Below are 10842 nucleotides of genomic sequence, written 5' to 3' on the forward strand. Positions count from 1 at the left end.
GGCGGCGGGCCCGCAGCAGGCGCTCCGCCCGCGGAAGCCATCTGCAGGGCCGTCTGTGCTGCGGCGCTGCCGCACAGGCCCACCCCAGAACCCAGACCCAACCCCAGGCCCAGTGACACGATCACAATCAACCGGTGCATGAACGCCCGCATGGAGACCCTCCTTCACTATTCGTGGAGGCCGCGTTGCACGAGCCATGCCAGCCAGCAACGCCCGGATCGGTGCACATGGGCCCGGCAAGGTCCGGCGGAGGGGGGCGGGAAACCCCCAATGCACCAGCGGGGTGCAGCCATTACAGTTGCACCACTCGAAAGCGCGCTTCGGTGTGCCAAGCGAGGGGCCGAGGAGACATCTTTCTACCAACAATCCATTTCAAGCACCCAACGAGGTGCACTCTTTTCAGGCGCTGGCGATCCCAGCGCCTTTTTTCTTGCCCGCGCGACGTGGCCGTTCCGTGCTTGAAAGGCAAAGAGCCCGCAAATTGATAGCAGGTGGGGTGCGAGAATCCTGCGATGGAATGGATTTTTATCACCCTGGCCTCGCTGCTCGCAGGTTTTGTGGATGCCATCGTAGGCGGGGGCGGGCTGGTGATGGTGCCGGCGCTGTTTGCCGCGTTTCCGGGCGCGCCGCCGGCCACGCTGCTGGGCACCAACAAGGCGGCATCGGTATGGGGCACGGCCATGGCCACCTGGCAGTACAGCCGCCGGGTGCAGGTCCGTTGGTCGGCCATGCTGCCCGCGGCGGCAGCGGGGTTCGTGGGCTCGTTCGGCGGAGCATGGGCGGTCACCGTGATGTCGGCCGAATTCCTGCGCAAGCTGCTGCCGCTTGTGCTGCTGGGCGTGCTGGCCTACACCCTGGCCAAAAAAGAACTGGGACGGCACCACACCCCTCGCTTCGAAGGACGGGCCGAAGCGCTGGCGGCTGGCGCGATCGGTCTGCTCATCGGTTTCTACGATGGTTTCTTTGGTCCCGGCACCGGCAGCTTCTTTGTCTTTCTGTTCGTGCGGCTCCTGGGCTACGACTTCCTGAACGCATCCGCCTCGGCCAAACTGCTCAACTGCGCCACCAACATTGCCGCCATCGCGCTGTTTGCGTCGAAGGGGCACGTGTGGTGGCACTATGCCGTGACGCTGGCGGTGGCCAACGTGGCGGGCAGCTTGCTGGGCACCCACCTGGCACTCAAGCACGGCACAGGTTTTGTGCGCGGCATCTTCATCGTGGTGGTCGGTACGCTGATCCTCAAGACGGGCTACGACGCCTTCTTGCGCTGACGTGGACGGGTATTCCCGTGCAACGCACGAACGCGGGGCGATGCCGTCGCGTACGGCACGGCAGACACGCCTTTGGCTGATGCAGCGCAAGCGGCTAGGGTTGTCCGCAATTGGCCCCTCCGCATGGGCCCCACTTATAATTGCGACAGTTTTTTGACGCCCGCCACCTGCGGACATTTATCCCCCGGCTCCGGCTGCGTGATCCGCAAGCCGGTTTTTTTGTATCTGTACCACCCCGACAGGATTTGCCATGAAACTCTTCAAGGTCATCGCCTCCACCCTGGCACTTTGCGCGGTCTTTTCCGTGCAGGCGCGCTCTCTGGATGACATCAAGAAGGGAGGCAAGATCATTGTGGCGACCGAAGGGCAATTCGCACCCTTCAACTATTTCAAGGGCACCACGCTCACCGGCTTCGAAGTCGAAGTGGCCGAACTGGTGGCCAAGAAGATGGGCCTCAAGATCGAGTGGAAGACCATCGGCTTCGACGCGCTGCTCACCGGCCTCAAGCAGGACCGCTGGGATCTGGTGATTGCCTCGCACGGCGTGACCGAAGAGCGTGCCAAGGCCGTCACGTTCACCGAGCCGCACTACTGCTCGGGCGGCATGGTGATCTCCATGGACCCGGCCATCCGCAGCGCCAAGGACCTGGCCGGCAAGATCGTCGCTGTGCAAACGGGCACCAGCTATCTGGAAAACGTGCAGAAGGTCACGACCATCAAGGAAATGAAGAACTTCCCCACCGATGTGGATGCGCGCAGTGCGCTCACCTCGCACCGCGTGGACGCCTGGGTGACCGACCGCTTCGTGGCCAAGGAAGTCGTGGCCAAGAACCCCAAGGCCGGCCTCAAGCTCGGCGAGATGGTGTTCATTGAGCGCATCGCCTCTGCCGTGGCCAAGGGCAACCAGCCGCTGGCCGACGCATGGTCGAAGGCGCTGGCCGAAACCATGGCCGACGGCAGCTACACCGCCGTGTCGAAAAAGTATTTCAACGAAGACGTACGCTGTAACTGAAAACGGGGGCCCTCCGGCCCTCCCTGATCAATGCTCATTGCCCTCTGGCCGCACCACTGGAGCCGCCACCAGCGCAGCAACGCCACCCTGGTTGCCGCTCTGATCCTGATGGTGCTCGTGCTGGCCCTCCTCGGCCAGCTTCTTTCGTTTTTCCCTGAACCCATCGGCTCCAACGCCCAGGCATTCTCCGATGGGGCGCGCACCACGCTGTGGCTGACGCTGATCAGCGGCACCGTGGGCCTGGTGCTGGGCACCGCGGCGGCGCTGGCGCGTACCGCGCGCTGGATCGGCCTGCGCTGGCTCGCAGGGTTCTACATCTGGGCCATCCGCGGCACGCCGCTGCTGGTCCAGATCTTGTTCGTCTACTTTGCCCTGCCCGTGCTGGTGCCCGGGCTCAACCTGCCCGACTTCGCCGCCGCCGTGGTGGCGCTGGGGCTCAATGTGGGCGCCTACAACGCCGAGGCCATCCGCGCGGGTCTGCTCGCCGTTCCGCGCGGACAGACCGAGGCAGCGCGCGCACTGGGCCTGGGACGGGGCCACGTGTTCTTCGACGTCGTGTTCCCCCAAGCATTCAAGATATCGCTCCCCCCGCTGGTGAGCAACTTCGTGGCCTTGCTCAAGGATTCGTCGCTGGCGTATGCCATTGGCGTGGTCGAGCTCACCAACGTGGGCAACCGCATCCAGTCGGCCACCTTCCAGCCCATTGCCACCCTGTCCACCGTGGCCCTCACCTATCTGTTGCTGACCACACTGGTCACCCAGCTATCGAACGCGATCGAGCACCGCTTTGACGTGGAAGGGCGAATCCAATGAGCGCCCCCACGCCCTATATCGTGGCCGAGAACGTCTGCAAGTCGTTCGGCACCCACCAGGTGCTCAAGGACGTGTCCACGCACTTCAACACGGGCGAGGTGAGCGTCATCATCGGCGCCTCGGGCTCGGGCAAGAGCACCTTGCTGCGCGCCATCAACCGCCTGGAACCGCACGACAGCGGCACCATCCTCATCGCGGGCGTGCCTGTGACGGACGACCCCCGCACCCTGCAGAAGCAGCGGTGCGAAGTGGGCATGGTGTTCCAGCAGTTCAACCTGTTCGGACACATGAGCGCACTCGACAACGTGGCACTGGCACCGCGGCGACTGCGCCACCTGGGCCGGACCGAAGCCAACGAGCAGGCGCTCGCGCTTTTGCGCCGCGTCGGCATGCACGAGCACGCGCAGAAGTACCCCTGGCAGCTGTCCGGCGGACAGCAGCAGCGCGTGGCCATCGCCCGCGCACTGGCCATGCAACCCAAGGTAATGCTGTTCGACGAACCTACGTCGGCGCTCGATCCGGAGATGGTGCAGGAGGTGCTCGACGTGATGCGCGAGCTGGCCCGCGGCGGCATGACCATGATTGTCGTGACCCACGAAATGGGTTTCGCACGCGAAGTGGCCGACCGTGTGCTGTTCTTCGACAAGGGCCGCATCGCGCACGACGCACCGCCCGCAGAGTTCTTCAACAACCCCGGCAACGAACGCATCCGCGCCTTCATCGGTCGGATGAGCGCCTGAGGCCTCCTCCCGCGCCGGCGGCGAACATGCCGCGGCGCCCCCACCGGGCCCCAGTGCGGGCCACTCTCGTCGGCCCCCGATTCCGCCGTCCCCGATCGCATCGCGGGCGGTTTCTCTCACCCGCTGAGGATCGTTTTGTATGCGCGCTGAACGCATGGGACTGTTGGCCCTTCTGGTCGTCACCATGGTCTGGGGAACCACGTTTCCTGCCATGAAACTCCTGTCGGCGCACCTCGACGCGCTGCAGATCATCTGGTTGCGCTTTGCGCTCGCCCTGTGCGTGCTGGCGCCCCTGTGGGTGGGCATGCGGGCGCCCGAGCGCCTGTGGGGCGGCCTGCTGGGGCTGTTGCTGTTCCTCGCGTTCTGGCTCCAGATCGAGGGCCTGGCCCGCACCAGCAGCAACCGCAATGCCTTTGTCACCGGACTCAATGTGCTGGTAGTGCCCCTGCTCGCCATGGCCTTTCTGCGGCGCCGCTATGGCTGGCAGCTGTGGGCCGCCTGCGGCATGGCGTTTGTGGGCATGGCGCTCATGTTCCATGAGAACGAACCCTGGAACCTGGGCGATTCGCTCACCCTCGCCAGCACGGTGTTCTATGCCGTGTACATCCTCTTGCTGGAGGAGTGTTCGCGGCGCACGGCATCGCATCCGCTGCGGGCGACGCGCATGGCGGCTGCGCAGGCCGCCGTGATGTGCGCAGCCTCCACCGCGCTGCTGCTGGCCCGCGATGGCAACCTGCAATGGATGCTGTCGCTGAGCGACCTGCAGGTATCGAGCTGGCTGGCGCTGGTGTACTTGGGCCTGCTGGCCAGCGTGGTGGTGGTGACTCTGCAGGCCTGGGGCCAGCAGCGCGTGGACGCCATGCGCAGCGCCATCGTGTTCGGGCTGGAACCGGTGTTTGCCGCACTCACGGCCTGGGGTCTGCTGGGCGAACAGTTGGGCTGGGCTGGGCTCAGCGGAGCCGCACTGATCGTTGCGGCCCTGGTATTCAGCCAGGTACAGCCCGGCAGGCCGGCCACCGATCCGCAGCACGCCTGACCACCCGCCACCACACGGTTTCCTGCCAAAAAGGCCGCTTGCGCCTGTCTACACCGGGCTGTGCGCTATGGTTTTTGAATCGCCATCGCACCCATCCGGAATGGCGCGTACGGTGTTGCCGATCAGCAGCGGCGCATACGCGGCCCCTGTGGCGGCATGCGCGCGGCAAGGAGCTACCTTCGCACAAGGCTCGGCAGACCGGCTCGCCACACAGCCCGGCGGGCCGAACCAGCAAGGTATCCGCACATCAGTGCACCATCAAGGCGCCACCAGCGGCACTTCACTCGCCTTGCGCGGCTTGCCGATGGGGGCCGAAGCCTGGCCCTTTTGCACGGCGGCCATGTCTTCCTCGCTGGGGTAGTCGCCCAGCAGCCAATAGTCGAACACCCGGCGCGCCAAGGGGGCCGCATGCGCGGCGCCAAAGCCCGCGTTCTCGACAATCGCCGCCAGCGCAATCGTGGGGTTTTCCGCCGGTGCAAAAGCGGCAAACAGCGAATGGTCGCGCTGGTGTTCTTCGAGGGCCCTGGCGTTGTACTTGACGTTCTGGCCCAGGCTCACCGCCTGGGCCGTGCCGGTCTTGCCCGCCGAGGTGTAGGGCGCTCCCGCAAACACACGCGTGCCGGTGCCGCCCTTGTTCACGGCCACCAGCGCATTGCGCACCAGCTCGACGTTCTTGGCCAGATAGCCCAGGTTCTCGCCCGGTGGCTGGGCGATCTCGGTGACCGCGCCGGTAACCGCATTCTTCACGGCCTTGGCCATGTGGGGGCGGTAGCGGATGCCGCCGTTGGCCAGCGTGGCTTCTGCCAGCGCCACTTGCAGCATGGTGAAGTTGTTGTAGCCCTGACCGATGCCCAGCGACACCGTCTCGCCCGGGAACCAGCGCTTCATTTCGGGGCGCTTGTAGGTGTTGCGCTTCCACTCGGTGCTGGGCAGCGTGCCGCGCACCTCGCCATGCAGATCAATGCCGGTGCTCTGGCCGAAACCCAACGGTTTCATGAAGTCGTGGATGGTGTCCACGCCCATGTCCACGGCCAGCGAGTAGAAATACGTGTTGCTCGAAAACTGGATGGCGCGGTGCATGTCCACACCGCCCAGACCACCTTCATGGCTGCGGAAGGTGTGGCCGCCAAAGGTGTAGAAGCCCGGGTCGTTCATCACCATGCTGGGCGAGCGCTTGCCCAATTGCAACGCGGCCAGCGCCATGAAGGGCTTGTAGGTGGAGCCCGGCGGGTACGTGCCACGAAGGGCGCGGTTGAGCAGGGGCTTGTCGATGGATTCGTTGAGCGCCGTCCAGTTGTCGACGTCGATGCCTTCCACGAACAGGTTGGGGTCGAAGGTGGGCTTGCTGACCAGCGCAAGGATTTCGCCATTGCGGGGGTCGATGGCTACCAGCGCCCCGCGGCGGTTGCCATACATGTCTTCGATGAGTTTTTGCAGCTTGATGTCGATGGAAAGCATCACGCTGTCGCCAGGCGTGGCCGCGCGGCTCGAGAGCTTGCGCACGGCGCGTCCACCGGCGGAAGTTTCCATCTGCTCGACGCCGGTCGTGCCATGCAGGGCCGACTCGAAGCTCTGCTCAATGCCCAGCTTGCCGATGTATTCGGTGCCCCGGTAGTTGGCCTCGTCGTCGGAATCCTGGATGCGCGCCTTTTCCGACTGATTGATCCGCCCGATGTAGCCGATGGCGTGGCTGGCCACGTCGCCCAGGGGATAGCTGCGGAACAGGCGGGCCTTGATGTCCACGCCCGGAAACCGGTAGCGCTGTGCCGCGAAGCGGGCCACTTCTTCATCCGTCAGGCGGGTGCGGATGGGCAGCGATTCGAAGTTGCGCGACTCTTCCATCAGCCGCTTGAACCGGCGCCGGTCGCGGGACTGGATCTCCACCACCTTGGACAATTCGTCGATGGCTTCGTCCAGCACCTCGACCCGAGAGGGCGTGATCTCCAGGGTGTATGCCGCATAGTTGGTGGCCAGCACCACACCGTTGCGGTCGAGGATGAGCCCGCGGTTGGGAACGATGGGGACGATGGCGGTGCGGTTGCTCTCCGCCTGCGCGGCAAGGTCTTCATGCCGGACCACCTGCAGAAAGAGCAGGCGCGCCACCAGCAGGCAGAACGCCAGAAAGACCACGGCGCCGATCACCAGCACGCGCGCACGGAACCGCGATGCATCGGCCTCGACGTTGCGGATCTCGGTCAAGGCGCCCATCCCTGCGCGGCAGGCGCACCCACGCCCTCGCGCACACCTGCGGCCTCGAAACTGGAGGAGATCGACTTCGTCATGCGCACGCCAGCAGCCTCAGAGCGGCCGGTTCTCGTCACGGTCGGGCGGCCGGCGCTGCGGCGCCAGAAGCACCCAACTGGCCACCGGCCACAGAAGGGCCTCCAAGGCCGGTGCCAGCACCCCCCAGAACCCCGGAAAGATGCCGCCCCCCGCCATGCGCAGCAACAGCTCCACCGCGTGGGCGAGCATGAACAGCGGGAGCACCTGCAGCGCCTGGGACGGAACGCTGAACCACAACAGCCTGCGGTTCATCACCATGGCGCCGAACGCCAGCACCGTGTAGGCCAATGCATGCTGCCCCAGCCACGACGACTGGTGCACATCCATGCACAGGCCCAGCACGAACGCCACCCCCAAGCCAATGCGCTGGGGCTGGTGCACCGCCCAGAATGCCAGCAGCAGCATGAGAATGTCGGGCGTCCAGGTCACGCGCCCGAGCGGCACGAGGTTGATGGCCAGGGCCGCCGCCAGGCTGGCGGCGATGAAGACCGGATTGACCGGCAGCAGCAGCGGCTGCCCGCGCGGCATGATCATGGCGAAAGCCCCTTGCCCAGGGCGTGTGTGCGGCGCTTCACTTGCGGCTTCCTTTTCTGGCCGGGGCCACGGGTGGGGCTTGCGGGCGTTCGGGAAGGCGCTCAGCCATTGGCTTGAGCAGCATCACGTGGCGGGCCCCCTGCACCCCGGCTACAGGGGCGCAGTAGATACGGGCAAATGCGGAGTCAGCGCGCCGCTCCACGCGCACCACCTTGGCCACGGGCAGCCCCGAGGGGTACACACCATCGACACCGCTGGTGGTCAGCAGGTCGCCCTCGTGGACATCGGCGTTGGCGGGCATGAAGCGCAACTCCATGCCGCCCGCATGGCCGGCCACCGGATCGCCATAGGCAACGCCACGTGCACCGGTGCGGATGTTCAGCACGGGAATGGCCTGGTCGCGGTCAATCAGCAGGGTGACTTCGCTCACGAAGGGGTGCACCCGAGTCACTTGGCCCAGCACGCCCGATTCGTCCAGCACCGGCGCCCCCAGCTCCACGCCGGCCATCTGTCCCTGGTCGACCACCACTTTTCGCGAATAAGGATCGGCGGTGTCGTAGAGCACCTGCGCAGCCTGTGAGGGGTTGGCCAGCCGGGTGCGAAGGTTCAGCAGCTGCCGCAGTCGCGCGTTTTCCTGCAGCAACTGGTCGGCCTGGTTGGCGCGTTGCGACATGAGCACCATGTTGCGCCGCGCCGCGTCAGCATCCTCCTGGGCCGTTCGCAAGGACTGGAAGTACCCGCTGCCGTGGGCAACGAACTCGACCGGCTGAAGCATCAGCCACTGCACCGGATACAAGACGGTGGCCACGGCCTGGCGCAGGACGCCCGTCAGTTGAAAGCGCGCGTCGGCCACCATCAAAAACAGCGCCAATGCGCTGTAGAGGGCCAGCCGGGACAGGGCGGAAGGTCCCTGCTTGAAGAAAGGGGGCGCGCTGCGCTCAAGGGTTCCGAGCGGCATGGCACGAAGTCTTCAGGCAAGGCCGCACGACCGCCACGCCACGGATGCATGCCCACGAGGCATTGGTGCGAATGCGGTCAGTCATGCAATGGAAAACAATAAGGCAATGCCGCCCGTGGAGACACAGGCGCGCCGGCTCACTCGCTGGTGAAGATACTGCCCAGGCGGTCCATGCGCTCGAGCGCAATACCGCAGCCGCGCACCACGCAGGTCAGCGGGTCTTCCGCCACCAGCACGGGCAGGCCGGTTTCCTCGGCCAGCAGGCGATCAAGGTCGCGCAGCAGCGCGCCGCCGCCGGTGAGCATCATGCCGCGGTCGGCGATGTCGGCGCCCAGTTCGGGCGGTGTCTGCTCCAGCGCGTTCTTCACGGCCGAGACAATCTGGTTGAGCGGGTCGGTCAGGGCTTCCAGCACTTCGTTCGAAGAAATGGTGAAGCTGCGCGGCACGCCTTCGGACAGGTTGCGGCCCTTCACCTCCATCTCGCGCACTTCGGAGCCCGGGAAGGCCGAACCGATGTTCTTCTTAATGGCTTCGGCCGTGGGCTCGCCGATCAGCATGCCATAGTTGCGGCGGATGTAGCTGATGATGGCCTCATCGAACTTGTCGCCACCGACGCGGACGCTGCCCTTGTAGACCATCCCGCCCAGCGAGATCACGCCCACCTCGGTGGTGCCGCCGCCGATGTCCACCACCATCGAGCCCGAGGCTTCGGACACCGGCAGGCCAGCACCGATGCCGGCGGCCATGGGTTCTTCGATCAGGTACACCGCCGTGGCGCCTGCAGCCTCGGCCGCGTCCTTGATGGCGCGGCGCTCGACCTGGGTGGAGCCGCAGGGCACGCAGATGATGATGCGCGGGCTGGGGGTGAACAGCGTGCGCGGGTGCACCATCTTGATGAACTGCTTGATCATCTGCTCGGTGATCACGAAGTCGGCAATCACACCGTCCTTCATGGGCCGAATGGCCTCGATGTTGCCGGGCACCTTGCCCAGCATGGCCTTGGCTTCGCGGCCTACGGCCTGGATGACCTTCTTGCCGTGGGGTCCGCCCTCGTGCCGGATGGCGACGACGGAAGGCTCGTCGAGCACAATGCCTTTGTCGCGGGCGAAGATGAGGGTGTTGGCTGTGCCAAGGTCAATGGCAAGGTCGGTGGAGAAGTACCGACGGAAAGCTCCGAACATTCAGGAATCCTCTCAGGCACGGCATGCACGTCGGCCTGCCATCGCCAGGTGTGTCAGGGAGTGGGGATCAAATTTCGCTTTTTTCGCACAATGACCGGTAGGGAGGAGGGTATTGCGGCAAAGCCGGGATAATACCCCATCCCCTGTGAATAACTCTCGTCGGTTTGACCGGCGTCACAGCTTTACATCTGGTTTCCCTCCTCTTTCTCCTTATGGCACTGACACCCCAGGACATCGGCCGCATTGCCAATCTGGCGCGGCTGGAATTAACCCCATCCGAAAGTGAGCGCATGCTCACACAGCTCAACGGCTTCTTTGACATCGTGGAGAAGATGCGGGCTGTGGACACCTCGGGGGTCGCCCCCCTGGCGCATCCCGTGGCTGCCATTCAGGACATCGCCCTGCGCTTGCGCGACGACGTGGCCAGCGAACCCAACCAGCGCGAAGCCAACCAGCAAAGCGCCCCCGCTGTCGAGCGAGGCCTGTTCCTCGTGCCCAAAGTGATCGAGTAAGAGCCCCGCCGCATGACCTCCACCGCATTGCATGACCTGGGCGTGGCCCAGTTGGCTACCGAGTTACGCGAACGCCGCGTCTCGGCCGTCGAAGCCGCCCAGCATTTCCTCGACCGCGCCCAAGCCCACCAGAATCTGGGCGCCTACGTGGCAGTGAACCCCGAAATCACCCTGGCCCAGGCCCGCGCCCAAGACGCCGCCATTGCCGCCGGCACCGCCGGTCCCCTGGCGGGCGTGCCGATTGCGCACAAGGACATCTTTGTCACCAAGGGCTTCCCCAGCACCGCGGGCTCCAAGATGCTAGCGGGCTACCAGTCGCCCTTTGACGCTACCGTGGTCACCCGCCTGGCCGAAGCCGGCGCTGTGACGCTGGGCAAGCTCAACTGCGACGAGTTCGCCATGGGCTCGGCCAACGAGAACTCCGCCATCGCCCCCGTGGGCTTTGACGCCCCGGCTCCCGTGCGCAACCCCTGGGACACCCACCGCATTCCCGGCGGCTCCT

The 10842-nt window shown here is 65.4% G+C and carries 11 protein-coding genes; 7 read left to right on the forward strand and 4 right to left on the reverse strand.

The features are described 5' to 3' along the window. The first annotated feature begins 512 nt into the window (after positions 1 to 512). The 5 genes from ACDELDRAFT_RS14530 (at position 513) to ACDELDRAFT_RS14550 (ending at position 4872) form a co-directional block, all read left to right on the forward strand. A complete protein-coding gene (locus ACDELDRAFT_RS14530) occupies positions 513 to 1271 on the forward strand; it encodes a sulfite exporter TauE/SafE family protein (RefSeq protein ID WP_005798117.1) in 759 nt (252 codons plus the stop codon). A gap of 250 nt (positions 1272 to 1521) precedes the next feature. Continuing rightward, positions 1522 to 2283 (forward strand): ABC transporter substrate-binding protein, encoded by a 762-nt coding sequence (locus ACDELDRAFT_RS14535; protein WP_005798118.1) that lies wholly within the window; start codon positions 1522 to 1524, stop codon positions 2281 to 2283. Between the two features lie 30 nt (positions 2284 to 2313). Continuing rightward, positions 2314 to 3096: an amino acid ABC transporter permease gene (locus ACDELDRAFT_RS14540; RefSeq protein WP_005798120.1), complete on the forward strand. Its 783-nt coding sequence runs from the start codon at positions 2314 to 2316 to the stop codon at positions 3094 to 3096. Continuing rightward, a complete protein-coding gene (locus ACDELDRAFT_RS14545; RefSeq protein ID WP_005798121.1) occupies positions 3093 to 3836 on the forward strand; it encodes an amino acid ABC transporter ATP-binding protein in 744 nt (247 codons plus the stop codon). Before ACDELDRAFT_RS14540 ends, ACDELDRAFT_RS14545 begins: the two co-directional genes overlap by 4 nt. A gap of 139 nt (positions 3837 to 3975) precedes the next feature. Then, positions 3976 to 4872, forward strand: coding sequence for a DMT family transporter (locus ACDELDRAFT_RS14550; RefSeq protein WP_005798123.1), 897 nt, complete (start codon positions 3976 to 3978; stop codon positions 4870 to 4872). A 258-nt stretch (positions 4873 to 5130) separates the two neighbouring features. Here ACDELDRAFT_RS14550 and mrdA read toward each other — a convergent pair whose 3' ends face one another. From mrdA to ACDELDRAFT_RS14570, 4 genes are all read right to left on the reverse strand, one after another. After that, positions 5131 to 7071, reverse strand: a complete 1941-nt coding sequence (gene mrdA / locus ACDELDRAFT_RS14555) for a penicillin-binding protein 2 (RefSeq protein ID WP_040329324.1) — start codon at positions 7069 to 7071, stop codon at positions 5131 to 5133. A 99-nt stretch (positions 7072 to 7170) separates the two neighbouring features. Continuing rightward, positions 7171 to 7689, reverse strand: a complete 519-nt coding sequence (gene mreD / locus ACDELDRAFT_RS14560) for a rod shape-determining protein MreD (protein WP_005798127.1) — start codon at positions 7687 to 7689, stop codon at positions 7171 to 7173. A gap of 37 nt (positions 7690 to 7726) precedes the next feature. Beyond that, on the reverse strand, positions 7727 to 8647 hold the full coding sequence (gene mreC, locus ACDELDRAFT_RS14565) for a rod shape-determining protein MreC (RefSeq protein WP_005798128.1): 921 nt from the start codon (positions 8645 to 8647) through the stop codon (positions 7727 to 7729). A gap of 137 nt (positions 8648 to 8784) precedes the next feature. Beyond that, entirely contained in the window at positions 8785 to 9828 is a 1044-nt protein-coding gene (locus tag ACDELDRAFT_RS14570; RefSeq protein WP_005798130.1) for a rod shape-determining protein, read from the reverse strand. A 212-nt stretch (positions 9829 to 10040) separates the two neighbouring features. Between ACDELDRAFT_RS14570 and gatC the strand changes: the two genes are divergently transcribed. Together gatC and ACDELDRAFT_RS14580 are read left to right on the forward strand one after the other, a co-directional pair. Further along, a complete protein-coding gene (gene gatC, locus ACDELDRAFT_RS14575) occupies positions 10041 to 10340 on the forward strand; it encodes an Asp-tRNA(Asn)/Glu-tRNA(Gln) amidotransferase subunit GatC (protein ID WP_005798132.1) in 300 nt (99 codons plus the stop codon). Positions 10341 to 10352: 12 nt separating this feature from the next. Further along, positions 10353 to 10842: amidase family protein (locus ACDELDRAFT_RS14580; RefSeq protein ID WP_005798134.1), on the forward strand; the 490-nt coding region annotated here is incomplete at its 3' end.

This window comes from Acidovorax delafieldii 2AN (assembly GCF_000175235.1).
Lineage (GTDB): Bacteria > Pseudomonadota > Gammaproteobacteria > Burkholderiales > Burkholderiaceae_C > Acidovorax > Acidovorax delafieldii_B.

Bases quoted from the DNA above. Each gene is read 5' to 3' on its own strand.
- ACDELDRAFT_RS14530 (WP_005798117.1), top strand. From the start codon at position 513: ATGGAATGGATTTTTATCACCCTGGCCTCGCTGCTCGCAGGTTTTGTG.
- ACDELDRAFT_RS14535 (WP_005798118.1), top strand. From the start codon at position 1,522: ATGAAACTCTTCAAGGTCATCGCCTCCACCCTGGCACTTTGCGCGGTC.
- ACDELDRAFT_RS14540 (WP_005798120.1), top strand. From the start codon at position 2,314: ATGCTCATTGCCCTCTGGCCGCACCACTGGAGCCGCCACCAGCGCAGC.
- ACDELDRAFT_RS14545 (WP_005798121.1), top strand. From the start codon at position 3,093: ATGAGCGCCCCCACGCCCTATATCGTGGCCGAGAACGTCTGCAAGTCG.
- ACDELDRAFT_RS14550 (WP_005798123.1), top strand. From the start codon at position 3,976: ATGCGCGCTGAACGCATGGGACTGTTGGCCCTTCTGGTCGTCACCATG.
- mreD (WP_005798127.1), bottom strand. From the start codon at position 7,689: ATGATCATGCCGCGCGGGCAGCCGCTGCTGCTGCCGGTCAATCCGGTC.
- mreC (WP_005798128.1), bottom strand. From the start codon at position 8,647: ATGCCGCTCGGAACCCTTGAGCGCAGCGCGCCCCCTTTCTTCAAGCAG.
- ACDELDRAFT_RS14570 (WP_005798130.1), bottom strand. From the start codon at position 9,828: ATGTTCGGAGCTTTCCGTCGGTACTTCTCCACCGACCTTGCCATTGAC.
- gatC (WP_005798132.1), top strand. From the start codon at position 10,041: ATGGCACTGACACCCCAGGACATCGGCCGCATTGCCAATCTGGCGCGG.